The sequence below is a fragment of the Pinibacter soli genome (assembly GCF_029961145.1).
GTDB classification, from domain to species: domain Bacteria; phylum Bacteroidota; class Bacteroidia; order Chitinophagales; family Chitinophagaceae; genus Pinibacter; species Pinibacter soli.
Map to the genome: position 1 here is coordinate 346966 of NZ_JASBRG010000003.1, position 26301 is coordinate 373266.

General features: G+C 41.4%; 18 protein-coding genes and 1 tRNA gene. 10 read left to right on the plus strand and 9 right to left on the minus strand.

Annotated features, from left to right (window positions below):
* The first annotated feature begins 9 nt into the window (after nucleotides 1-9).
* Genes QJ048_RS05835 through QJ048_RS05855 form a run of 5 tightly spaced genes read left to right on the plus strand, consistent with a single transcriptional unit; the run spans nucleotide 10 to nucleotide 9791 of the window.
* Nucleotides 10-1512, plus strand: a complete 1503-nt coding sequence (locus QJ048_RS05835) for a RagB/SusD family nutrient uptake outer membrane protein (protein WP_282333396.1) — start codon at nucleotides 10-12, stop codon at nucleotides 1510-1512.
* A gap of 6 nt (nucleotides 1513-1518) precedes the next feature.
* The gene (locus QJ048_RS05840) at nucleotides 1519-3252 is read left to right on the plus strand and encodes a fasciclin domain-containing protein (RefSeq protein WP_282333397.1); all 1734 of its coding nucleotides are present in this window, start codon (nucleotides 1519-1521) and stop codon (nucleotides 3250-3252) included.
* 35 nt (nucleotides 3253-3287) lie between these two features.
* On the plus strand, nucleotides 3288-4772 hold the full coding sequence (locus QJ048_RS05845; protein ID WP_282333398.1) for a fasciclin domain-containing protein: 1485 nt from the start codon (nucleotides 3288-3290) through the stop codon (nucleotides 4770-4772).
* Nucleotides 4773-4799: 27 nt separating this feature from the next.
* Nucleotides 4800-7970 (plus strand): SusC/RagA family TonB-linked outer membrane protein, encoded by a 3171-nt coding sequence (locus QJ048_RS05850; RefSeq protein WP_282333399.1) that lies wholly within the window; start codon nucleotides 4800-4802, stop codon nucleotides 7968-7970.
* Between the two features lie 42 nt (nucleotides 7971-8012).
* Nucleotides 8013-9791: a RagB/SusD family nutrient uptake outer membrane protein gene (locus QJ048_RS05855; protein ID WP_282333400.1), complete on the plus strand. Its 1779-nt coding sequence runs from the start codon at nucleotides 8013-8015 to the stop codon at nucleotides 9789-9791.
* A gap of 797 nt (nucleotides 9792-10588) precedes the next feature.
* Here QJ048_RS05855 and QJ048_RS05860 read toward each other — a convergent pair.
* The 5 genes from QJ048_RS05860 to QJ048_RS05880 form a co-directional block, all read right to left on the minus strand.
* Nucleotides 10589-10906 (minus strand): hypothetical protein, encoded by a 318-nt coding sequence (locus QJ048_RS05860; protein ID WP_282333401.1) that lies wholly within the window; start codon nucleotides 10904-10906, stop codon nucleotides 10589-10591.
* A 114-nt stretch (nucleotides 10907-11020) separates the two neighbouring features.
* The gene (locus tag QJ048_RS05865) at nucleotides 11021-11755 is read right to left on the minus strand and encodes an energy transducer TonB (protein ID WP_282333402.1); all 735 of its coding nucleotides are present in this window, start codon (nucleotides 11753-11755) and stop codon (nucleotides 11021-11023) included.
* 185 nt (nucleotides 11756-11940) lie between these two features.
* The gene (locus tag QJ048_RS05870; protein ID WP_282333403.1) at nucleotides 11941-12888 is read right to left on the minus strand and encodes a hypothetical protein; all 948 of its coding nucleotides are present in this window, start codon (nucleotides 12886-12888) and stop codon (nucleotides 11941-11943) included.
* 420 nt (nucleotides 12889-13308) lie between these two features.
* Nucleotides 13309-13392 (minus strand) — tRNA-Leu (locus QJ048_RS05875).
* A gap of 281 nt (nucleotides 13393-13673) precedes the next feature.
* Nucleotides 13674-14018, minus strand: coding sequence for a hypothetical protein (locus QJ048_RS05880; RefSeq protein ID WP_282333404.1), 345 nt, complete (start codon nucleotides 14016-14018; stop codon nucleotides 13674-13676).
* An 844-nt stretch (nucleotides 14019-14862) separates the two neighbouring features.
* On the opposite strand from QJ048_RS05880, the gene QJ048_RS05885 reads away from it, so the two are divergent.
* Complete coding sequence (locus QJ048_RS05885; RefSeq protein ID WP_282333405.1) at nucleotides 14863-16035, plus strand: acyltransferase family protein; 1173 nt, start codon at nucleotides 14863-14865, stop codon at nucleotides 16033-16035.
* Between the two features lie 91 nt (nucleotides 16036-16126).
* Here the strand turns inward: QJ048_RS05885 and QJ048_RS05890 are convergent, their stop codons facing one another.
* Nucleotides 16127-17608, minus strand: a complete 1482-nt coding sequence (locus tag QJ048_RS05890) for a DUF1254 domain-containing protein (RefSeq protein ID WP_282333406.1) — start codon at nucleotides 17606-17608, stop codon at nucleotides 16127-16129.
* Between the two features lie 272 nt (nucleotides 17609-17880).
* Here QJ048_RS05890 and QJ048_RS05895 point away from each other — a divergent pair, with 272 nt between their 5' ends.
* Nucleotides 17881-18963, plus strand: a complete 1083-nt coding sequence (locus tag QJ048_RS05895; protein WP_282333407.1) for an alpha/beta hydrolase — start codon at nucleotides 17881-17883, stop codon at nucleotides 18961-18963.
* A gap of 113 nt (nucleotides 18964-19076) precedes the next feature.
* Here the strand turns inward: QJ048_RS05895 and QJ048_RS05900 are convergent, their stop codons facing one another.
* The 3 genes from QJ048_RS05900 to QJ048_RS05910 form a co-directional block, all read right to left on the minus strand.
* Nucleotides 19077-19796, minus strand: a complete 720-nt coding sequence (locus QJ048_RS05900; protein ID WP_282333408.1) for a tRNA1(Val) (adenine(37)-N6)-methyltransferase — start codon at nucleotides 19794-19796, stop codon at nucleotides 19077-19079.
* Nucleotides 19797-19961: 165 nt separating this feature from the next.
* Entirely contained in the window at nucleotides 19962-20966 is a 1005-nt protein-coding gene (gene tsaD / locus QJ048_RS05905) for a tRNA (adenosine(37)-N6)-threonylcarbamoyltransferase complex transferase subunit TsaD (RefSeq protein WP_282333409.1), read from the minus strand.
* A 132-nt stretch (nucleotides 20967-21098) separates the two neighbouring features.
* Entirely contained in the window at nucleotides 21099-22340 is a 1242-nt protein-coding gene (locus tag QJ048_RS05910) for an ABC transporter permease (protein WP_282333410.1), read from the minus strand.
* Nucleotides 22341-22625: 285 nt separating this feature from the next.
* Between QJ048_RS05910 and QJ048_RS05915 the strand changes: the two genes are divergently transcribed.
* The 3 genes from QJ048_RS05915 to QJ048_RS05925 all read left to right on the plus strand — a co-directional run bounded on the left by QJ048_RS05915 (nucleotide 22626) and on the right by QJ048_RS05925 (nucleotide 26261).
* Nucleotides 22626-23009, plus strand: a complete 384-nt coding sequence (locus QJ048_RS05915) for a hypothetical protein (RefSeq protein ID WP_282333411.1) — start codon at nucleotides 22626-22628, stop codon at nucleotides 23007-23009.
* Nucleotides 23010-23204: 195 nt separating this feature from the next.
* Nucleotides 23205-25337, plus strand: a complete 2133-nt coding sequence (locus tag QJ048_RS05920) for an elongation factor G (protein ID WP_282333412.1) — start codon at nucleotides 23205-23207, stop codon at nucleotides 25335-25337.
* A gap of 165 nt (nucleotides 25338-25502) precedes the next feature.
* Nucleotides 25503-26261, plus strand: a complete 759-nt coding sequence (locus QJ048_RS05925; RefSeq protein ID WP_282333413.1) for a class I SAM-dependent methyltransferase — start codon at nucleotides 25503-25505, stop codon at nucleotides 26259-26261.
* The last annotated feature ends 40 nt before the right edge of the window (nucleotides 26262-26301 follow it).

Here is a 26301-nt window from a genome sequence, read left to right on the forward strand (position 1 = left end):
AATTAAAGAATGCAAAAGTTTAAAACGAGATACTTAAAAATAATTTGCGTGCTTTTCATTGCGACGGCTGCATGTTCCTGTGGCAAGTACCTTGAATTAAAGCCGCAGGATGGAATCATCCGCGAAGACTTCTGGAAAACAAAGGAGCAGTTGCAGGCTGCTGTAGATGGTTGCTATGCTTCCTTACTTGGTGGTTCAGACCGCCCCATACCTGAATATATGTTTCTTTGGGGAGAGTTGAGAGCGGACCTGCTGACACCTTCCACAGGTGTTACGAGTGAAGAGACGGATATCATGAATGTAAATATCCTTGCGACAAATAGCCTTACCAACTGGCGGGCCATATACAGGACCATCAATTATTGTAACACAGTTATTGATTTTGGACCAGGTGTATTAAAAGTGGACCAAACGCTTACACAGCAGTCATTGGATGCTTCGCTTGCCGAGGTAAAAGCTTTACGGGCACTCCTGTATTTTTATTTGGTTAGAAGTTTCAGAGATGTGCCGCTTGTGGTAAAATCCACTTCAAGCGACGACCAGTTGCAACAGCTAACAAAAACCTCAGGCGCAGAAGTTCTTCAGCAAATTATAAAGGACTTATCTGAAGCAGAAACAGCGGCCCCCTTAACATATAATAGCAACGCTGATGACAAGGGAAGAATAACCCGTTATACGGTCTATGCCATACAGGCAGATGTTTACCTGTGGATGGAAAAATATCCGGAAGCGCTTGCTGCCTGCAATAAGATTATCAATTCACAAAAATTTGGCCTGGTATCCGGCAACACGGGATGGTTTACTAATGTGTTCGTAAACGGAAATTCAAGTGAAGGCATTTTTGAGATCCAGTTTGATCGTACAAAATTAAACAGCTTTTACCCGATGTTCCGTACAAGGCCCCGCTTTATTGCCTCTAGTATAATAACGGACCCGGACAATGGTATTTATATGGCCGATGTACTTGATCCCACGAAAAAAGATATACGCGGAGATGGCGCCGCAGCACGTTTTGGTGACGGGCTTATCTGGAAATACATTGGTGTTGATGACAACACTATGCGTGTGGCTGAAGAATCATTCGCGCACTGGATCGTTTATCGTTACGCTGATATTTTGCTGATGAAAGCCGAAGCTCTTGCATTAACGGGTAAAGGCCCGGAAGCGCTTGACCTCGTAAACACCATTCGTCAACGCGCCAAAGCATTGACACAAACGGCACGTGTTGTTGACCCCACCGATGCTGAAGCAGTTTGCGACTATATTTTAGAAGAAAGAGCCCGTGAATTTGCTTACGAGGGAAAAAGATGGTACGATGTGTTACGACACGCGAAAAGAAATAATTACAAGCGTCAGGACATATTAACTGAAATGGTATCGAGAACAGTGTCCGGTAGCCTTCAGCAATCGGCAATAGCAAAATTCAAAGATGCTAACAGTCATTATTTCCCCATCTATACATATGAACTGCAGACAGATAAAAATTTGGTGCAAAATCCTTTTTATAAATAATCTGACATGAAACCAAAACTCGCTTTTATCATAACAGCCATAGCTTGCGTATTTGCACTGGCTTACATCTCAGGATGTAAAAAGCTGACTTACGTAACCGCTACCACCAGCGATGTAAATATTTATGATTACCTGCTCAAAAATCCCGACCAGTTCTCTGAGTTTGCCAAGATGGTTGACAAGGCCGGCTACAGCGGTTTCTTAAATGCATATGGCACCTATACGCTTTTTGCGCCTACCAACGATGGTGTTAAAGCATTCCTGACGGAAACAGGCAAAGCTTCCGTTGATGCTTTCACAGCAGCGGAGTTGCAAAACATTGTAAAGTTGCACCTCATAAAGGATACAATAAACACGAGCGTATTTACCGATGGCAAGTTGCCACATGTTACCATGCTCGGCCAATACCTGCTAACTGGTGTTTCCAATGAAAACGGCGTGTCAAGTTATACGGTAAACAGGCAGGCATTGATTCTGCAACCCAATATTTTTCTATCTAACGGTAATGTGCACGTGATTGACCACGTATTGAAAGCGGCTACCAAAACAGCTGCTCAAACAGTGGAAGCCAGTACTGACTTTTCTATTTTTACACAGGCATTAAAAGAGACGGGCTATTACGACTCGCTCAATATTCTGAACAATCCTGATACTACACGCCGTTTTCTTACTGTGGTGGCTGAAACCAATAAAGCTCTGGCAGATTCCGGTATCACCACTTATGCGGCTTTGAAAGCCAAATACTCTAAAACCGGCGACCCAAAAAGAGCAGACGACAGTTTGCACATGTATGTTGCTTATCACATTTTCACCGATGCACGATACCTTGCGGATATTATTTCCAGTCCTTCTATTCCTACGCTGCAGCCCCTTGAAGTGGTTACAACAAAGCTCGATGGTCAGGACGTATTACTGAACGATATTTCTTTTAATGGAAAATATGAGCCCGGCGTTAAGCTTCAGCGTTCAACAAGCGACGTTACGGCAAGCAACGGAGTTGTACATTCTTCGACGGCACATTTTGCCGTAAAAATAAGGGTGCCGGTAAGAGTAGATTTTGACGTTGCAGATCAACCCGAATTAAGAAAACTCACCAATGTTTACCGTCAGGTGACCACAGCCAACGCCATCACATCTACCGGCGGAGGAACCGTTTTTGCCAAAGGAGCGTTTGCTGACATCACCTGGAACGCAAACACGTCGACCACCAGCACCATCTCTTATTGCTGTATAGCAGCCACTTCCACCACCCAATATGGATGGCGGGCGGATTATTTACGCTTCCCGATGGGTAATACTTCAAGAAATTTATGGGTAGAGCTTCGTACCCCGCTGTTGGTGAAGGGCAGGTACAAAGTATGGATAAGTTACTACCGCGGAAAAGCATCGGCTAATAACCCGGCTTTCCCCAACCGTGTTGATTTTGACGGCCAGCCAATGCAAAGAACGTTCGATTTTTCTGCGCAAAAGCCTACAGGTACTACAGGCGAACTGGAAGCGCTGGGTTATAAACAATATACCGAAGTAGCCACTACTAACACTGGGCAGGATTTAAACAACGTGTCTCGCTTACTTGGCACTGTTGACGTACAAACAACAGACAGGCACCTTGTGCGCATTACATTCCTTGCGAATTCAACAGGGCAGGAGCTGAATTATCTCGACATGATCCAGTTCATTCCTGTAAACGATAATCAACAACGTCCCATTTTTGGGAGAGATGGAAGCATAATTCCATAATAAAATAACTATCTCATAAAATAAACAAGATGCGTTTGAAAACAACATTTTATTGGGCACTCTTTTTTGTGCTCTGCGCCGTAAGTTGTAAAAAATGGGATGAGCATAACCAGGTGACTAACCAGGATGTGAGTAAGACACTGACGGATGAGATCAGCCAGCACCCCAATCTCAGCAAGTTTTATGAATACCTGCAAAAGACCGGGCTTGACAAAGAATTGGCTTCTTCGAAGGCCCATACAGTATGGGCACCCGTAAACGAGGCCCTCAAAAACCTTGATGCAGCTATCGTAAATGATACGGCTAAACTGAGACGGTTCATGTCTAATCACATTGCATATCAATCATATTTTACGAAAGACGCAGCTGCATCACCAAGAGTAGCCATGCTAAATGGCAAATGGGTGAGTTTTACCAATACAAAATTTGATGATGCCACGATCACAGAGGCAGATAAATTTGTAAGCAACGGCGTTTTGCAGGTGATAGATAAAGTCGCTCCGGTTTACGCCAATGCCTGGGAGTTACTGGACAGTACGAAGACGACTTATCAGCAAAGCGCATTTATCCTGTCGCTTACACGAAAAGTGTTCGATCCGACCAATGCTGTTGTCGATAGTATTAATTCGCAAACCGGATTGCCTGTCTACAAGCCCGGCACCGATAGTGTGATCAAAAACAGCTTCAATACCGATGTGTATGATCTGCAGCGTGAGGACAAACAGTATACTTATTTTATTATGAGCGACACTGGTCTCAACTCAGAGGTCAGCAAACTGAATACCTATTTCAAAACAAGTACAGCAGACAGTACAAAAAATCTCGCCTCGTTTGCAGTTGTTAAGGATCTTATTGTTGAAGGCGTCTACGCAATAAATCAGCTCCCGTCTGTTCTTGTATCCAAATCCGGCGTAAAAATTCCGATTGATGTAAGTAAGATTGTGGCAACACGCAAAATGAGTAATGGTATTGCGTATGTAATTGGCAGAGTCGCTTTTAATGTGAAAGAAAAAATTCCGACCGTAATTGTAGAAGGGGAAAATTACTTGCGTTTTTTTGATGCCAACGGATTGGCTGTAACACCACGGCAAAACAACGTGTCCGCAGTGTTTATCAGAACACGCTTAAATCCTTCAAATGTGCAGTTCGTGGATATGTTCACGTATAATCATGGTATCAGCGCTTTAAGTGCTCAATACACAGCGAGAAGATTGCCTTCCGTGAATTACAAAGTGTACTGGGTAGTGCCCAATGATACGCTAAGACTTAACGGTGTTGTCAATCCTGTTGTTTTCAACCAAAGGCTGGCAATGGGAGTGAGGGGTGCTAATTTTCTTCCAACTACACCGGCCACTGGCATGGCAATGCCTATCAACACTTACACAGAAGCATACATAGGCGATTATGTACAGGCAATGTATGGCAACCTGGATATGTTTCTCACTGCGAACGCTTCTACCGGTGCCGGCACAAATACTTTGAACCTGGATTATATAAAACTGGTACCCGACATACAATAAGAACGATTAACCCATATTACTACCATCATGCAAATACCGACAGTCATAATAAATCGTTTTAAAAATATATTGCTACCCGCGTTATCATTGACGTGTCTGTACGCAAACGCGCAAAAAAATCCTAAAAAACCTGAAGTAGAGATACAAGGGCTTGTTACCGATGCTGCTACCCATCAGCCATTGCGTGCCATCGGCGTGTCGTACCAGGATTATTCTGCAGCCATTACCGATAGCCTTGGTCATTTTGCATTGAAAGTGCCAAACAATAAAGTAACCATTGTGTTAAAGGGAGAGGGATTTCAAACAAAAGAAATTGCCTTGAAGGGCCAGAAGAAGGTGTCTGCCGCTCTGTATGAAGACTCTTATACTTCTTTTTATGATGCAGCCGGTCTTCCTTTCGGAAACCAGCCAATGAACCGCATACCTTTTGCAACAACTTCTATTCAAACGACAGGAAGCTGGGCACATACGGCTGAAACGCCTGACGCCTTTTTGCAGGGAAAAGTGGCCGGCTTAAATGCTATTCGTCGTTCGGGTACACCTAACAGTGGTGCAAATTTATTCCTGCGCGGCATTTCATCTTTGTATGGTACCAATCAGCCACTGATCGTTGTCGATGGAGTTTTGTACGATACCAAAGATTATGGGACCTCGCTTATTTCAAATAACTATACAAATGCCCTGGCCTATCTTGACATCAAAGACATTGACAACATCACCGTTGTCAAAGACGGCTCATCAACCTATGGAACAAAGGGCGGGAACGGCGTAATTATTATTACTACAGCGAGAGCAAAAGAACTGGCAACAAGAATAGATGCAGGAATATATGGTGGAGTAAATTTTGCGCCCCAAAATCTGCCTGTTTTAGATGCAGATCAATACAGGGCATACCTTTCAGATATTCTGCAATCTACAGGCGCCACAACTGACAAGATAAAGAGTTATCCGTACATGAATGACGACAAGTCCAATCCTGATTATTATACTTATCACAATAATACGGATTGGCAAAGGCAGGTTTTCAAAAACGGCTCTCTCCAAAATTACTATCTTAAAGTAACAGGCGGTGATAACATTGCAAAATATGCATTGTCACTTGGCTATCTGACCAACTCAGGTGTAATCGCCAATACCGGTTTAAGCCGATACAATACCAGGTTTAATGCTGATTTAAATCTTAGCAAACGCATGACGGCTACAACCAACATCAGCTTTACATCCAATGACCAGAAGTTAAAGGACCAGGGCATTGCTCCTACAACAAATCCTTTGTATGTATCGCTCATAAAATCTCCGCTGATAGGAGTAAATCAAGTGTCATCCAGTGGAACTAAATCTCCCGATATTACTGCTACTGACACTTTTGGAGTAAGTAACCCCGCGGCTTTAATCAATACAATGCAGGCCGGTAATAAGAATTATCGTTTCGTAGGTTCTGTAGGTTTCAATTATGCATTTTCAAGTGCAATAAGCGTGAGCACTACCGTGTCCGTTACAGTTGACAAAATCCGCGAGAATTTATTTATCCCAAGAAAAGGCGTGGTGCCGGATACTTTAGAGAACGGAACAATTGAATATAGTCGTCTAGGTGCTCAGACAAAAAGAATACAAAGCTTTTATAATGATACGCACCTTTCATATGACCACACCTATCGTAAGGTCCATCATTTGTCTGCCCGTGCCGGTTTTCGTTTTCTGCAATCCAAAACAGAACAGGATATCAGTACAGGTGCCAATTCCGCCATTGACCAGTTGCGTAGTGTAAACAATAGCGTGGCCGCCCTGAGAAATACAGATGGTAGCCTTGGAAAATACAGGTGGTTAAACGGATACTTTAATGCAGATTATTCTTTGCTTGATAAATACTTTATTTCCTTCAATACGGCCATGGATGGTTCATCCCGTTTCGGCAATAACGTACCGGGCTCACCATCAATTAACGGGAAAAGCTATGCTGTGTTACCTTCCATTGCTGGAGCCTGGCTTGTTTCATCAGAAAAATTCATGAATGGCAGCAAAGGGCTCATAGATCTGCTTAAACTAAGAGCTTCGTACGGTGTGTCGGGCAACGATGATATTGGCGATTACACAGGAAAACAATACTACGTTTCTCAAAACTTTTTGGGTACGCAAGGATTGGTTAGAGCCAATTTTGGTAATGATCAATTACAATGGGAACGCGTCTCCAAACTAAATGCCGGCCTGGATGCTGGATTGTTTAAGGAACGCTTGAACCTTAGTGTTGATGTATACCGGAATAAAACAGATAAAATGCTGGTGCTGGAGTCGTTGCCTACAGCGGCTGGCGGAGGTTACGCTTTGACCAATTCGGGTGCAATGAAAACGACAGGCGCCGAAGCTTCTGTAACGGGTAGGATCATTAATCACCGGGCATTCAAATGGGATCTGGGTTTTACAATAGCTACTTATAAATCAACAATAGAACAATTACCTGCCAACGAGATAATCACACAATATGCCGGCGGTACCATTCTAAGCCGCGTGGGAGAAGTTTCGAACCTCTTTTATGGATACAAAACAAATGGTGTATACAGCACAGATGCTGAAGCAAATGCGGCAGGGCTGAGCGTTGTTAATGCAAATGGCACGTTACGTCCATTTAAAGGCGGAGACGTTCGTTTTGCAGATTTGAATAATGATAAAATAATCGATGACAGGGACAGGCAGATTATTGGAAATCCTAATCCTGATTACGTTGGCTCCATTACCAACAGGATTGAATGGAAAGGATTTACGTTGGACGCCCTCTTTACCTTTTCAAAAGGAAATGATATATACAACTATACCCGCCGGATGTTAGAATCACAATCCGGTTACGAGAACCAAACGCAGGCTGTAGTTAACCGTTGGAGAAATAATGGCCAGGTTACAACTGTGCCGCGTGCCTCCTATGGTGACCCGTTGGGCAATAGCCGTTTCTCAGACAGATGGATTGAAGATGGTTCTTATTTCAGACTGAGGTCCGCAACCCTTTCATACAATTTGCCAATAAATTCCAACTTCCTGAGATATTCAGTGATATACATCACCGGCAATAATTTGTTTACACTTTCTAAATACCTCGGCTTTGATCCTGAGATGAGCTCAACAAACAGCGTACTGGGTCAGGGCGTCGATGTAACGCTGGAACCTCAATATCGCTCGCTTCAGGTTGGGGTAAGGTTTGGGTTATAAAATTTTAAAGCAGAAAACTTACATATGAAATTTAATTTTTTAATGAAACGTATTATAATATCAGCGCTGGCTGCAATATTGGTTCTGCCTTCATGTAAAAAACTACTTGATGTACAACCCGAAAGTGTGCTTAGCAGAGAGCAGGCATACCGCAATGTGTATGATGCAGACGCAGCCGTTTTGGGCGTCTATGGTAAATTTATGAGCCTTGCGAAACCCTATGTATTGCTGAACGAGCTTCGGGCCGACCTGATGTCGCCGACTGTCAATGCCGATCGTTTTCTTCAGCAGTTAAACGATCATACCGCCACTGATGATAACCCTTATATCGACCCAACGCCTTTTTACCAGGTCATTCTGAACTGCAACGATGTGATGGTGAATTTCGATAAAATGCTTGCTGATAAAAAACTAAAAGTTGATGAATACAACCAGCGTTATGCTGATGTGGCAACAATTCGTAGCTGGGTTTACCTGCAATTGGGTATTCATTTCAGTAAGGATCCGCAAGGTACTGTCGGTATTCCTTATATCACTAATCCGCTCACCACTATTGCTGATGTAAAAAATGACTCGAATTACAGGTACCTGCCTTTCCAGCAATTGCTGGGGGAACTGATCAAGACCATGGAGAAATTGCCCACAAAGGAGATGTATTCAAGCAATACAACACTTATTACTAACGTAGATCAATACAGGACCGACAAATTTTTTGTCAATAAAAAAGTTTTATTGGGCGATCTGTATTTATGGAATGCCGCTTATGATCCTTCGTCATACCGTAAGGCCGCTACAATGTACAGGCAGATCTTGTCTTATTATGATGACAAGGGTAGTGACCTCACTCAGAAAAACTACTGGAAACTAATAGGCGCTCCCGATCCTTCCACCGGTAACCAACTCGCTGTACAATATGTTCGCTATCGTGAAAATGATATCAACAGCCTGTACGAAAGCAACACGGAAGGCTGGCGCTCCATGTTTTCACGCGGCAAGGTCAATTACGATCAGCAGTTCGACTGGGAATGGATATGGGTGTTGCCATTCAGCTCCAATTTCTCCCCGCAAAATCCCTTCATAGATTTGTTTTCCAATATCAATGGAAGCTATCTTGTGAAGCCTTCTCAAGTGGCCGTAGATAACTGGAACAGTCAAAAACAAGTCAATCTTTTTCCGTTCGATGCACGCGGCAAGTTTACTTACAAATCAATAAACGGTCAACCGGTTATTATGAAGTACCTGTATTATTACATGGATGGAAATTCATTTATCCCATCGATTAACGCCAATGCAAGAAGCGGAGAGTGGTGGCTATACCGGGCAGCTTCAGTATGGCAGCATTTTGGAGAAGCAGCTAACAGGGATGGATATCCGAAACTAGGTTATGCTATTACAAACTATGGTATTAAAACTACTTATACACCACCATCGCCACCAACAGATGTGACTAATATTATGCAAACTTTTCTGCCGGCTCCCTACGACTTTGATGCGAGAAATGGAGACAATCCTCAATACAGAGCGATTTGGAGAGATATGAACGGGTTTCGGGGAAGGGCTTCGCTGCAAGCTCGCACGATTGTAGGCAGTGACAGTACTACGCAAGTAGAAAATATGCTAACGGATGAAGGAGCCCTGGAATTGGCTTATGAAGGTCAACGCTGGTCCGATTTGTTGCGCATAGCCATTAGAAGAAATGATCCATCGTTCCTGGCAGATAAAATATATGCTAAACTTTCCAAAGATAACACAGCAGGAGCGGATGCTGCAAGAGCAAAACTATTGAGCAAAAATTGGTATTTGCCATTTAAGTGGAAATAAGATATGATTTGTTAGATATTGTTGCTGTTCGGGTGGACTTGGCAGAGTTCGTTCCGGACACACAAGCAATCGATGCCACGCCGTTTCTACGGCGTGGATTTTTTTGATGCAATACCAAAGGCTTGCGTCATTTTTGAAAGTCGTCAATAATTATGAAATTCCAGGAGGCTGTCTCAAATATGAGTCAGCCTCTTTTTATTCGGGTCTGAAATAGAAAACAATAAGAGCTGATTGTGGCATTTTACTGTTTTACCCTTGTTCAATTTTGTTGGCCTTATACTTTAAAATTATCATCTGAATTGTTATAATGCCGATCAGAACTAAGCCTATCGCCTCCAGTAAATAATGTGCATTGTCATTAGAGTACTAATAAACATATAGTGTCCGTCATTTAGGTCTTCACAGGGCTTGTTAATTGCAAAAAATAACAGCAACATCGATGATATTGACATATAGAATTGTGTAAAAAAAAGTTTTGTTGAGGTTGCTATTTTTAAAAAATGTTGAGCTATGACAATGAGGGCAGGCAGCAAAAATAGAGAAGAGATGGCCGTAAATAATTTCAGTTTTGTTATTATGATTGATGCATCGTGCATCCAGTATGCCTCACATTCCGTTACTGATGTTAGAGTGTAAATTGTCAAGAAACAAAATGCAAGATAGAAATATATGGGCTTTTTATTGCTGATGCTCATATTATTTTGTCAATTTAAAGATATGTCCTGCTTTCTAGTCACATACCAGTACGAGATAGCCTCTTTTTTGTTTAAGTAGTTTTATTTATTCATCAATGAGTTTTAAACATAAACATAACGAATAGCAATCAACGAAATTAAAATAACTGCAACTGTCCATAAGTAACGTTGTAAAAAAAAAAGTATAAGTCCACATAAATTACCAATGGTCAAAATGAAAGCGAAAAAAATATGTTGCTTGTTAACTTCCCAAATCATTGTCTTTGGAATAATTACACTATCTAATGTGTATGAGTTTTGTCGTATGTAAATAAACTGTAAAACTGATGCAAGTGTCGCTACAATAAGCGCAATTTGTGCAAGCAATTTTTGCCTTTCGTCTTGCTTTAAAAACAAGCTTATTTTTTTTAATGCTTCCATGAGTTCGGTAACACATCGAAAATGTTTACAATAAAGCAAATTGAGTATTAAATAGAGTTGCAAAAGATGCGTCACAGCTTCCGTCTGCCCAGCTTTTGCTAGCGGTAGGCTTTCTCAGCCGAATGTTATTGGTTGAGTTATGGTCGTTTGTACCTTTTTTCCATTCTGTTTAGCTGGTTTCCACTTAGGTGATTTTCTGACAACTCGGACAGCCTCTTCATCAAGTAAAGGATTTAAACTTTTAATAATTTCAACGGCTTCGATTTTCCCTGTTGGTGCAATTGTAAATTTTAAAATCACTACACCTTTTATATTTTGATTTTCTAGCTCTTTAGGAATTTTCAAATTGTCTCCTAAGTATTTATACCATGCCTTTTCGCCACCAGGAAACTGGGCTGCAACTTCATTTCTAGCGAACTCAGCATTTAGTCTTTCTTCTTCCTCTGGATGCAAACTCCATGATTTTATTACATCTCCATGTTCGTAAATGTCATAATCGGTTGTATCACCCTTTTCATTGTAGGAAACAAAATATCCGTGAAGTCTTCCTCCGTCGTAACATCTTGTCTGACTTAAATATTTTTTTTCTTCGTCATAATACTTGTGACAGAAAAGCTTTTTGGTAAAGTTTGTGTCTGAATAAAAGGATTCCGTTACAAGCACGTTTTTATTGTTATAATCCCACACATGAAAATAGTCGTTTTCCTTTACACATTTTCTTAGATATATTCCTTTCGGATCTTTTACTGTATTCCAAGGATTTGATAGCCGGAAATATAAAGTATCTGAAGCGAAAACCTTTGCTGAGGTTAATACTAGCAAGGCGAAGAGTAGAGTTTGTGATTTCATTTTTTCGAAACGTTGAATTTTAAGAAGTGTCCGTACGCTTACCGCTAACGGTTTCGGCTTTCTGCTGTGCGGTTATTAGCGTTCCGTCAGCAGAAGAAGCTACTAAATATAAATAGAAATACAAATGTTGAAGTGTGAAGTGTCAGCCAGCATAGCAGAAAACCTTCTGTTGTACGAATTGAGTCCTAGTTTATGCGAAAGGAATTTAAAAAGTCTTTTGTGGCTGGATTGTTCTCTCCATCCATTGCATATATCACAAAGTACTGATAATAGTAATTATCAATGATTACAGATTTAAGATGTATAAGTGCTTCGCCGTCCTGAATACTTCCTATTCCTTCAAATGCCGAATGTCCATCAATTTCAATCTGTTTTTTAGAAATAATTTTCCCATTAGTATTTAAAACATTTGAAGTAAATGCTTCTGTAATAAATTTTTGAAGTTCGGCGCTTGTAATTTTTTGAAGTTTATCTTTGGGTAATTCTGAAAAGTTAATACAATATAATCCAAAATCGGTTTCACATGATTCTTTTGTTATAGTGAGATTGCCAAAAAATGGATTAAAACTAGTTTGAGTGGTTGTGGTTGTCTTTGCTGGGAATTTAATGGTAAACTTCTTTGTTTGTTGTTTCTCAATAATTTCGGGATTACTATTCTCTGTAACGGCAGTCAAAGAAAAACTTTTTAAAAACGCATCAATTTCATTTCTATAATCATTATTGATATTACATTTTACTTCTAAAAAGTACAAACGATTATTGACTAAAAACACATCCCGTGTATATGATATGTTATTATTACTGTCAAGAAAATGAAATTCCCTTCCAGGATATTTTTTATTATTAGTTATTCTTAAATTAAATGGAATTTTTTTTTCGGTCAAATCTTGCTGAGTATTTAAAAAGAAACTGTCCAGCAATGGCAAGGAATTGGATGTAATAAAATCTGCTGGCAAATCTGCATACTTAATTAGGAAATAAAATTCATTATTGTTGTTTTTGTTTAGATAGGCGATATTCCAACTGATATGTCCAAATTGATTCGTTTCTTTTTCTGTTTTCAATAATGGCGATTGTGGAAATTCTATAATAAATTCTTGCGAAGGGTTACTGTATTTAACTGACTTTTCCAATTTTTTGTTTTGGCCGTTACATGCGCACACTAAAAAAACTAGAAATGAAAAAAATATTTTAGCTAACGTCATTGAGGTGGTTGATTTATTTTCATACAACTCATAAATATACGCATGTTATCTCCTTTGAAAACTTGCGGCAATATTTACAGGTTGTTGATTTTTAATTTTATGTTTCAATATACGAAAGTGTATTAATTTTAATATGACTTTCGTCAATTGGAAAATTTGGTAATGTATACCCCGCTTCCACACAAAAAATTACATGTTGATCGTCGTGATGAAACAGGGGCACTCTTGTTGTTTTTTCCAAAATAATGAGTAGAAGAAAATGGATAAAGTTTGATAAGATGTTTCATCCCCTGAAAACGAAAAAAGCCTTGAAAGCTAATGCTATCAAGGCTTTTTCTTTTTAACTCGTGCCCAGGACTGGAATCGAACCAGCACATCCTTGCGAATGGCAGATTTTGAGTCTGCTGCGTCTACCAATTCCGCCACCTGGGCATTACCTGTAAGAACTATTCCGTTGGGGGTGCAATATTACGTTGCGATTTGTTTCCAACCAAAATCTTTTCAAATATTTTTTAAAAAACTTAAAAAATTATTTGCAACAGCTCTTTTTAGGCATCAGCACGCTTCTTATTATGTTCCAGATTTTCTTCCACATTGCTGCTTGATTGATAGTACAAGGTAATCAGAATTCAGGAATTGGGAACTAGAATAATAAATGTTAGTGTGCTATCAGTTCCTAACTTCCAACTCCTGATTTTAATTCCTGATTGGATTTAATGGATCGTATATTCGTTCACTGCGTATTCAGCATTGGCAATTACTGTGGCGGACGCTAACTTTTTGTGATTGTCGCCGATAGTGTAGTAGCCCTTCGCCGGTGGCGTCGTAACACCAATTGTTATAATTGGTACATAAGTAGGTCTTGCTTTATCGGTCATCGCGTAGTAACCTTTTGTCGGCCTATCGAGAGATGTAATAGCAGGTTGAGTTTTTTCCAGTTTTTCTACATTATTACCAATGCTATAATATCCTTTTTGTACTGTGGGTGTTTTTTGCTGTGCAAATGAATAACTATAACCCAAAACGATACATGCAAATGCTATAATGAACTTTTTCATAAATAATATTTTGTAGAGGCAATAAGGTGCCTGTAGTTAATAATTAGAGTTAACAGTATAATGTGTGTAAGAAAGATCGCTACCAGGAATCTATTATAGGAGATAGCAACAGTGTAAAACATAAAGCCGTTGTGCAGACTGAACATTTTGGTAACTGGTGAAAGTCGTTTCGGCCGTTGGTGTATTGACCAAAGACGAAATTGAAAAATTTTCTTTTACGAAACCACTAAAAGAAGATTTGGAAACTTTTGTTTTCCCAACCGGCTGTTGATGAGCGTTTGTATTTGTATGGGCAAAAACTTTGTGATTATAGCTTTTACAAACTGTGTTTTTTGCAATTACTGCATGGCATGTAAATGAGGTTGCAGCTTTACAGTTTGTTGACGCAACAACTACAAGTGAAAGAGATAATATGAATGCAAAAAACTGTTTCATTTAGAGATGCAAATTTACAACATGATATCTGTGAGTCGTACTTATGATTTGTTAAAAGCAATGTATCAATCACTTGCCACCATAACTTATGGAAAATGATCTTTTGCAAACACAAAAAAGTAATCCGCAGGTTGAAGATTAATTGTATTTGAAAACCGCACAAATCGTAAGTTAAGCATAGGCCATTAGCCACAAGATGATTTTCTTTTCAAACTAAAATAGGGCGGGGGTTGCTTTTGAAGTCTTGACCTGTTATTTTAGTTGATCGTTGATAGTTGCTGGTTGTTAGCCTTTATTCTCGAGTAGTCTCTATTAAGTGTTAAATTGTCTTATATCCGGATCGTTTATTTGTTAAGAAGTCGCATAAAGTCTAGCAACTAATAACTGTCAACTAACAACTCAACGAAACATGAATAAACGTTTCTATTCCCTCGACGTATTCCGCGGTGCAACCGTTGCCTTTATGATACTGGTAAACAATCCCGGTACATGGTCCGCTATTTTCCCTCCCCTGGATCATGCACCATGGCATGGATGTACGCCCACGGACCTTGTATTTCCTTTCTTTCTTTTTGCGGTGGGAAACGCCATGGCTTTTGTAATGGATCGTTTGCGCGAAGCAGGAGATAAGGCCTTCTGGAAGAAAGTTGCCGTGCGGACTCTATTGATTCTTGCGATCGGTATATTCCTCAATTGGTCACCATTTGTGCGGTGGGAAAATGATGTGCTCGTATTCAGACATTGGGTCAATCCAGACAATCCTTTAAGCGGCGTGCGGATCACTGGGGTTTTGCAGCGCATAGCTCTTTGTTATTTTTTTGCTTCCATCATTATTTATTATGCCAAACCAAAAGTTGCGGCCATCATTGGAGCGGTGCTGCTTTTAGTTTACTGGATACTTACCTACAAGCTTGGCGACGCTGCAGATCCGTATAGCATGGCGGGCTATTTTGGAAACGCCATTGATCAATCTGTGCTTGGTGTGCCGCATCTTTATAAGGGCGAAAAAATATTGTTTGATCCGGAGGGCCTTGCTGGTGTGCTTTCTTCAACCGTTGAAGTCATCATCGGTTATCTCGCGGGAAGATTTATCATACAACGTGGCAAAACTTTCGAAATGGTGACAACGCTCTTGCTCGCAGGCTGCGCATTAGTGTTCATCGGTTATTGCTGGGATATGATCTTTCCCATTAATAAAAAAATATGGACCAGCTCTTATACCGTGTATACGAGTGGTCTTGCCATTATTACCATTTGTTTTTTGTTATACTGGATAGAGCTTAAAAATAAGCCTGCAAAGGGCTTGAAGTTTTTTGAAGTGTTTGGAAAAAATCCATTGTTCATTTTTGTACTTAGTGGTTTTTTGCCAAGGGTGCTCGGTCTCCTCAGATGGCCGGCGGGGCTAAGCAGCGATGGTAAACAGCTTTACACAAGCTCGTTTCCATGGTTCTATGAGCATATCTGCAAGCCGCTTTCTCCCAATTTAAAGATCGGTTCATTGATCTATGCGATCATCACTGTATTATTTTACTGGATGCTGGCTTATTGGCTGGACAGGAAGAAGGTGTATATTAAGGTGTGAGGGAAATGTACAGTGTACGGGTGCGATGTACGAAATTTATGTGAATGCAACACTCTAAACAATTTCGTACATCTAACATCGTACATCATTCTCAATAAACCCTCGTCTTCACTACCTGCGGCATGTTGTATTGCATCGCAAGAACCTCGTCCCTGGGCTCATACAAACGAAAGACAAGATAAAACTGACCCTCTGGTGCAGGTAACCAGTTACTGATCTCATTCGGTTTGGCATGCTGAATAAGAATATCAAACGAACCGTCGGAATTTGATTTCAATCCTGCTGTTTCGCTGCTGATCTTGTAGCGCTTCAGTTCGTTGCCATTGAGTTGGTTCGAACCGGAAACGTACAAAGTGAGTGACCAGAAGCCGTTGACAGGCGGCGGTCCGTCAAAATGAAGTTTGTAATTATTATAACCGGAAAAAACTGATTTCTCATCATCGGTGTTGCGAGTAGTAAACAGGGCTTCTTTGTCCGGCAGACTCTCCATATACTGAGCCGTTACAAAAGAACGGTAGGAGTAATTGTAGCCAAAGTCTTCCGGTTTGGAAACCCATGACCATCCATTTACCTGACGTGCAAATTTTGCTTGTGAAGCAACAATTGCCAGCGGAGCATCCATTGCCGCATCTTTAAGGCCCCGCAGTTGAGCAGTTGTCAATAAGGATGGATTGAAGCTTCCATTGCGTATGCCGATATTTTCAAGTTGAGCTGCTAAAACTTTATCCTCGTTCATCGCCGGGTTGGACTGAACGGCCAGTGCAAGTTGCTTGTAAAAGCGGAACGAATCAGCGATAGAATAAATTGGCAGATCGGGAAGTGAAGCGACCGAACCCGGATTTACACGACCCTCGAAATTGCTCAGGGATTTTAAGACAAACTGATCCTGCAGATCATGTACCGCCATTGTGTTTTCCCCTTCCAAAACCCTTAGTTTTCCATACAGCAATACCTTTGGTGTTTTGGAAACAATTGTCTTATTAACGCCAGTTGGAAGTTCACCATTATAACCTTCGCGAATAATGGCAAATGTACCGCCTTCCGTGCCGGTTGTTCTTTTACCGATGCAGTCAAGGTAGTTGTGATACATATCCATTATGTTGATCACATAGTAACGGCCGTTCGTTTTTGGTACTTGTAGAATGTAAGGCTCGTCCAAATTAATAACAGCGCTCACATGATAAGCGTCACAGTCAGGTGGTGCCGCACCTTTGTCAGTAGGTGTGGGTAGTTCCCGCGACCAACCCAACGCATTTAGCGGCGCCCGGTGGTTTGTTTCAATGGAGTTTCGCTGAGTGCCGATATTTTCCCTGATGGTTTGTTCCATCTTTACCACCGCATAGCCCCACTCGTAAGCCAGTACGCCCAGCGCTCTTGCACCGGCATAATTGCCCATATTGATAGGTTGTGCGGTTGCTGCAAGACCCGCTACCGGATCTTTCAATCTGCGAACTCGAGCCATAATGCTGTCCGGACTCTCGTCGTCGGCTATAATAGTTTGTTCGGTTGTGGCACCGTGATGACAGGAGGTTAATAGAAGAAGAGCGAATGCGCAAATGCCCGGCAGTTTCATAAAAGTCGTTTTGAATTAAGTATGATCTCCGTTTCAGGGACGTTGGGGATCGGCCTGGGCTTGTGGGTGAAATACACAGAACTAGACAACAAAAATGAAGCCGTTTAGTTTAAAACCGACTGATTTTTTTATTACCTGTTAAAAATGGGCTTGTAAACCTTCGTTATAAACGCTACATTTAAAGTACTACTCTCTGGAAACATTATGTGCACCCTCTTCAGTAAATTGTTTTCAATGTCCAACCAAACTTAGCAACGTAAACCTTCCTGTATATGCGATCATTAATAATTTTGCTTCTGGCATCATGGATTTCCCTTGCTGCACGCGGCGGCGACGGTCACAGAGGAGAAATCGTAGTTAAACATTTTCTTGCACCTTCAATAAAGGGTAATCACGGTGGCGAAGATCCCATGCGCTCTGTTTCTGTGTATCTGCCCGCAGGATATAATGAAAGCAGGCAACACTATCCGGTAATTTATTTCCTCCATGGTTTTTATATGAATGACAGCTTGCAATTGCTGTTTACTTCATTTAAGGATTTACTTGATCAGGCAATTGAGGAAAAAAAGATACATCCTGTCATCGTAGTTTTCCCCAACAGCGAGACACATTTCAAGGGCAGTTTTTATACAAACTCTGCTTTAACCGGCAATTGGGCCGATTTTATTGGTAAGGATATAGTCAATTATATCGACAAAAATTTCCGTACCATCCCTAACAAGAACAGCCGCGGCCTTGCAGGACATTCGATGGGTGGAAATGGCGCCTTGAAGGTGGGAATGTTGTATTCAGAAGTCTTCGGTTCAGTTTATGCATTGAGTCCCGCTGTTTTGAGCTGGTCAAACGAAATAAGCGTGGAGAATCCTGTATTTAGGATAATCGACACATTAAAGGATGAAACGCCGTTAAAAAAAGTACTGACAAATCCCTTTGCAGATACTACAATGACAGGCTTTTTCACAGTACTGATGATTGACCTGGGCAGAACCTATTCGCCTTCGGAAAACAAAAAACCTTTCCAGGCCAAAATGCCCGCTACCTATAACGGTGATAATATTACTGTACACGATGACGTCAAAAAACTGTGGGAGCAAAACTTTACACTCAATCTTGTTGACAGTCATGTGAAAGATTTAAAAAGTTTGAGCGGGCTGAAGTTTGATTGGGGTACATTGGAGGAAAATAAACATATACCTGTTACATGTGTGCAGCTGGAAAAAAAGTTGGATAGTTACGGTGTAAAGTACGAAGCAGAAACCTATGCTGGCCATCATTCCGATAAAATAGGAGGCAAGAAAGGCCGGGTATACACGGCTATGCTGCCATTCTTCGAATCGCATTTAAAGTTTGAATAGAGTGAGAACGAAGACTATCAAAATTTTCATGATTGTAGTGATTTGAGATTAAAAGTGTTGGAGAACGTGACAATCATGAACGCTTCACAATCATAAAAATTTGCATTCCTGTTTTACAAATACAAGTAATAATCCTTCAGCAACTCTACAAACTCATTGGTGTATTTTTGCAACGCATCTTTAATCGCGATGTCTTCCACAACACATGTTGCAAACTGCTTACGCAAAACAGCGCCAATGCGAAAATAACTGTGTGTAGTGGTTTGTTTCATTTGTAGCAAATGGACAATGTGTAATCCGTTTGCTTGCGCCTCTTTCTCAAGATCAGCAAGGCGGTGATAAGGCAGAAGCAACACAATGCTGCCGTCACTTGCGAGCAAAGTATTGCAGGTTTGTAAAAGCGTTGAAAGGGTCAGAGAGCTATCATGTCGTGCAAGATTGATCTTGTGTTTATCGCTCTTTAAATCCCGCTCGTAAAAAGGAGGGTTGGAAACGATCAGATCAAATTTTTGCGCAGCAGAAAACTGCGTGATATCGTTGTGTTGGATAGTAATACGATCTTTCCATTCACTCTCATCAAAATTCTCTGAAGCTTGTTCAAAAGCTTGATCATCTATTTCCACCGCATCAAAAGAAGCATTTAGCTTTTGGGCCAACATCAGTGTAAGTAAGCCCGTTCCTGTACCAATATCCAGCACACTCACTTCCTCTTTCCCGTCCTTCCATTTCTCTGCCACCCAGGCCCCAAACACACAGGCATCGGTACAAACCTTCATGGCGCATTTATCCTGGTGAATGGTGAATTGTTTGAAGCGGAAGAAAGTGTTGGCCATATGACGAATTAATAATTAATAATTAGTAATTAATAGTGTGTCACTGAAAGTTCATTGGAGCCGGTTAAAAGTGTAGGGTCATTTAATATTCAATAATGAATAAAACAACGATTGCATTACCACGTGAATGTTCATCGTTTTTGAATATCTAGTATTAATTATTAATTACCACTCCGCTCTTGCACTCGGCACCACGCTCAAATCCGCAAAGTCTTTATTGAGGAATTTATGATACGCAGTAATGGCGATCATGCCGGCGTTATCGGTGCAGTATTGAAACGGAGGAATGAATGTATTCCAGTGTTTTCTTTTGCCCAGCTCGGTAAGACCGTCGCGAAGGCCACTGTTGGCTGAAACGCCACCAGCAATACAGACATTTTTAATCCCTGTTTGATCTGAAGCTTTTTTGAGTTTGTTAAGCAAAATGGTAACGATGCGGTGCTGAATGGACGCGCAGATATCAGCCATATTCTCTTCTATAAAAGCTGGATTTTTTGCTGTTTCGTTTTGCAGGAAATACAGGATGGCGGTTTTCAGTCCGCTGAAGCTAAAATTCAGTCCGGGAATTTGTGGTTCTGGAAATGCAAAACGCTTCGGATCGCCGTTCTTCGCGTATTTGTCGATCAATGGGCCGCCAGGATAGGGAAGCCCTAATAGCTTTGCCGATTTATCAAAAGCTTCACCCGCTGCGTCATCCGTTGTCTCGCCGATTACGCTCAATTTGTCCGGTGATTCGCACAATACGATTTGCGTGTGACCACCGCTCACAGTGAGGCATAAAAAAGGAAATGCTGGACGCGGTTCGTCAATCAGGTTTGCCAGCACATGTGCCTGCATGTGGTGAACCGCAATAAGCGGCTTATTTAGCGCCAGCGACAATGATTTAGCGAACTGGGCACCTACAAGTAAGGAACCGATTAAGCCTGGTGCCTGTGTAAAGGCAACTGCATCAATTTCAGCCAGCGTACAATTTGCGTTCTTCAAAGCGGTATCTACCACAGGCACGATGTTTTGCATGTGTGCACGTGATGCGAGCTCCGGCACCACGCCGCCATATTGCGCATGCACTTTTTGGCTCGCAATAAGATTGGACAACATCACACCATCTCTGCAAACAGCGGCCGAAGTATCATCACACGAAGATTCAATTGCCAGAATTGTAACGCTCAAAGTCGGAAAATTTAAGGTGCGAAGGTAGGAAAAAGCGGGGAAAGGATGCAGGTTGCATGTTGCTGTTCGTAGGCGGATACAGGTTTCATAAACTCTACCAGTCCGGCCCTGCGAGTTACGACTTGCGGCCTGTTACTTGCTTCTAATCGCCACCACCGGATTCATCCTCGCAGCAATCGTCGCGGGAATAATGCCCGCCAATACGCCAACGAATATGCAAATGCCAATGGCCAGCGATAATATACCAAGGGAAATATAGATTGGGAAGCCCAGCATAGAAGAAAAGACTTTGGTCAAAATGAAAACCAGGGCCAAGCCGATGAGGCCGCCTAGAATGCACAAGAATGCCGATTCCATTAAGAACTCCATCAGGATAACGCCGCGTTTGGCACCGATGGCTTTTTTAAGTCCGATCTGGCTGGTACGTTCCCTTACCGTCACAAACATAATATTGGCCACTCCAAACATGCCTACGATCAGTGAAAGTGCTGCAATGGCCCATCCGCCCTGGTTAATACCGGAGAAAATGCCCGAAGCAAAACTGCTGAAGGAGTCTATATCGTTTAAAGTAAAATTGTTGTTCTCCGTAGGTTTTAGTCTTCTGATGGAGCGCATGGCACCGGTCAATTCATCGCGCATTTCAGTCACCGGAATTTTTTCCTGTCCCTGTACAATAACGGTCGTCTCCACAGATTTTTCATTCACCAATCCGCGTAAAAACTGGTAGGGCATAATCATAGAATTGTCGAAATCCCACCCACCGATCATACTCTTACCTTGCTTCTTGATCAAGCCAACCACAAATCCTTTCTTACCCTTCATCTCAATTTCTTTTCCAACAGCTCTCTCGGCAGAGCCGAAAAGTTGCTCGGCCACATCGTTGCCCATTACGATAGAATTGGCGCCCCGGTCAAAGTCTGATTGCTGAAGGTATCTGCCGGACACAATTTCTACGTTCTGGATATTGTTGAAATCCTCCGTGATACCATAATAGTTAACCCCGGTCATTGTTTCACTCTCATAATCGATCTTGTCATTGGAATTCAGCAGGAAAGTCGCATTTTTAATAGCCGGCACTTTGCGTCTCAGTTGACCCATTTCCTGATAAGTAACATTCGGGTATCCCATCGTTTTCCACCAGGGATTTTGCTGCGAAAAATCTGTTTTATGCACGTAGATAGAATTACTGCCCAGTGCTTTGATATCGCCTTGCACATTGCGTTCAAGGCTGTTTACCGTTGCCAGTACACCAATGATGCAAAAGATACCAATGGTGATGCCAAACAGGGAAAGAAAGGTTCTTAGTTTATTCGCCCTGAACTCATCTATAGCCATTTTAAAACTACTGCCTATAATTTCGAAGATTCTTCGCATGGTAATTCAAACCTAGTAAAAAATCTTGAATTAGTAGTGAGTCATGAGTAATGACTTATGGGTGGTAGCTGTTTAGATTTCCAAACTTATTTCACCTCCAAACTTTTGCGTCTAACTTAAAACTCATTACTCAAAACTCAAAACCTTGATTCATAATATCTTCAAAAAATGCTCACTTTTTAACACCAGAATCATGGCTTTTTCAAATAAACTATATTAATTTAGGAATAGTAAACGCCCCCTGGGAAGGAGGTTTCATTTCTTCACTTTTATAAATTTATTCCCATGGTTACTACAGACACAACACAGTTCTCTACGGAGTGTACAAATTGGAAAAATACACTTCGTTCCAACCGCGACAGACTTACGCAACTCGAAAGATCATTACTTCAGATGGCTCCACATCTAACGGACCGAGAGTCGCAACACGACATCGAACATTTTCAAAATCAATTTCGCATCCAGCTTTTAAATGTGCATGATCTTAAGCATGATATTAAGAACCATGAAAAATTTGCTGAGTGGGAAATGAACAGAAGTGACGGACATTTCAGCGAAGCAACTTACGTCGAGCATGAAGATCTTAACGACCGCTATCATTATTTAGAAAATGTGCTTGATAATTTGCAGGAAGATTTTAAAAAGTTCTCTCATCAGTATACGGCATAATACTAATTCCATCTCATCTCCGTACTCCATAGGTTACAATTTTAATGGCCAATTAATAATTAATAGGGCTGCATTGGTTATTGAATGTTGCCGACAAATTCTTAAGCAAATTTGCAGTATGTTTTTTGTCAAGTTTGTCACTCTTTTAATTATTAATTATTAATTACTAATTATTAATTACCAAAAACGTTTGCCATGGCAGAATACGATACTTTACACGTAAAAAACATTGTCTTGCTGGGCCACGCCGGCGCCGGTAAGACGACATTAGCGGAATGCATGCTCTATGAAGCAGGTCTTACCACGCGCCGCGGAACAATTGCAGAAAAAAATACAGTAAGCGACTACCACGAACTCGAACAGCAACGCAGCAATTCCATCTTCTCTACTTTACTTCACACCAAATGGCGCGGCTACAAAATAAATGTTATCGATACTCCGGGTTATGATGATTTTGTTGGCGAAGTGATCGCTTCACTTCGTGTGGCCGATACCGGCGTAATGTTGCTGAATGCAGATATGGGTGTGGAAGTAGGCACCGACATCATTTGGGAATACACCGAGCAGTTCAAAACTCCCATGATATTTTGCGTAACGAAACTTGATAGCGATGAAGCGGACTTCGACAGAACCGTTCGCGAAGCAAAGTCACACTTCGGTAACAAGATTGCCATGATACAATACCCAATGCAGCAGGGTGCAGGTTTTCACGCCATCATTGATGTATTGAATATGGTGATGTATAAATTTAAAGATGCAGGAGGAAAGCCCGAAAAGCTACCTATTCCTGACGATGAAAAAGATAAAGCGGACCAACTCCATAAAGATCTTGTAGAGCTGGTCGCAGGCAACGACGAAACGTTGATGGAAAAATATTTTGACAAAGGAACATTGGAAGAAGATGAAATGAGAGAAGGTTTGAAGAAAGCAATGATCAATCATGACTTGTTTCCTTTGTTCTGTGTTTCTGCAGAGCGCAATATGGGAAGCGGCCGGTTGATGGGATTCATCGACAATGTTTGCCCATCCGCCAATGAAATGCCACCCCAAACCATGAAGAACGGTGGCAAACTCGAATGCAATGCAAAGGGTCCTGTCTGCATTTTCATGTTTAAGACAATTACGGAACCACATGTAGGAGAAATGTCTTTGTTTAAAGTCTATTCGGGTACTATAAGAACAGGCATGGAACTAACGAATGAAACAACAGGTGTAGTGGAAAAAGTAAACCAGTTGTTTGTGGTAGAAGGGCATGATCGTGTGTCGGTGCAGGAACTTGTTGCCGGCGATATTGGTGCTATGATAAAACTAAAGAACACGCATGTAAACAATACACTTCACGAAAAAGGCAGAAACTATGAAATGATGCCGATAGAGTTTCCCAAGCCTAACCTCAGCATGGCGATCAGCACAAATAAAGGCGAGGAAGAGAAAATGTCACAAGCCCTTCATCAGCTCCAGGAGGAAGACCCTACGATTATTCTGGAAGTCTCTCAGGAACTAAAGCAAACCATTTTGCATTGCCAGGGAGAATTGCATTTGCAGGTGATCAAATGGAAGCTTGAACATTTGTATAATCTCGAGGTACATTTTGAAAAGCCACGCATTCCCTACAGGGAAACGATCCGTAAAATGGCCGAAAGCAGTTATCGCCACAAAAAGCAAAGTGGCGGCGCGGGGCAATTTGCTGAAGTGTTTATGCGCATAGAACCATGGACCGAAAATATGCCCGATCCGAAGGGGCTAAACGTTCGTGGTAAGGAGGAAATTCCGCTTGACTGGGGCGGCAAACTCGTTTATTATAATTGCGTCGTTGGCGGCGCGATTGATACACGATTTATTCCTTCCATTTTAAAAGGTGTAATGGAAAAAATGCAGGATGGTCCGCTTACGGGTTCGTATGTGCGGGATGTGCGTGTGAGTGTGTACGATGGTAAAATGCATCCGGTAGATAGCAACGATATTTCCTTTAAGATAGCTGGTTTACAGGCATTCCGCCAGGCATTTCAAATGGCTGATCCGCAGTTGCTGGAACCTGTTTATAATGTTGAAATATTATGCACAGACGAGCAAACAGGCAACGTAATTGGCGACTTGCAAACAAGGCGTGCGATGGTGGAAGGCATTGATGCTGCGGGACATTTCCAGAAGGTATCCGCAAAAGTTCCGCTGGCAGAAATGGATGGCTATTCGTCTGCGTTGCGTTCACTTACACAAGGACGAGCAAAGTTCTCTATGATATTTTACGATTATGTTCCCGTGCCGTTTGAAGTGCAACGTGCATTGGCGGATGCTTATAATAAGCAGGAGAAGGCAGCAATGTCGTAGATTATCAGCTTTTTTATGCGCATATTATGTACGGTGTACGAGGTACGATGTACGAAAGTCATTCGAGTGTTTCACTCTAACTATTTCGTACATCGTACCACGTACACCGTACATCTTTATGCTAAAGCGGTAAAATCTTTATCTTTACAAACAACTCTCAAAGCCATGTCCAAAAGCACGGAAAGATTCAGCAACAGGGTAGAAGACTATGTACGCTACAGACCGAATTATCCGGAACAAGTAGTAGAATTTCTCGAAGACGAATATGGATTGACAACTGATAAGAAAATAGCTGACATTGGCGCGGGTACAGGCATTTCAAGCGAGTTGTTTTTAAAGCAAGGTTACCACGTAACAGCCATTGAGCCCAACAAAGAAATGCGTGAAAAATCAGTTGAATTGTTGCAACCATTCAAAAACTTTACGGCAATAAACGGTACTGCTGAAGATACCACGCTTAAAGAAAGAAGCATTGATGTAATCATCTCCGGGCAGGCGTTTCATTGGTTTGATGTAGTGAAAGCAAAAGCAGAATTTCAACGCATATTAAAACCAAAGGGACTTGTGGCGTTGATATGGAACGAACGGTTGACACTTTCTCCGTTTGAAAAAGAATACGACGAACTGATCATCAAACATGCCCAGGATTATGTGAAAGTGGATCATCGCAACATCAGCAAAACTGATATCGACAAATTTTTCGCACCCGCGACATGTGAGCTGAAAGTCTTTTATAACTTCCAAATATTTGATTTCGAAGGATTAAAGGGGCGTTTGCTTTCGTCCTCCTACGTGCCATCTGTAAATGATAATGGATATACAGAAATGATCGCCGATCTTAAAGTGCTGTTTGATCATTATAAAGAAAACAACCTGATCAAAATCGACTACGATACCAAATTATTTGTTGGCCTTTTTAGCTAAAACTTCGACTATGCATTTATGATGTACGATGTACGGCGTA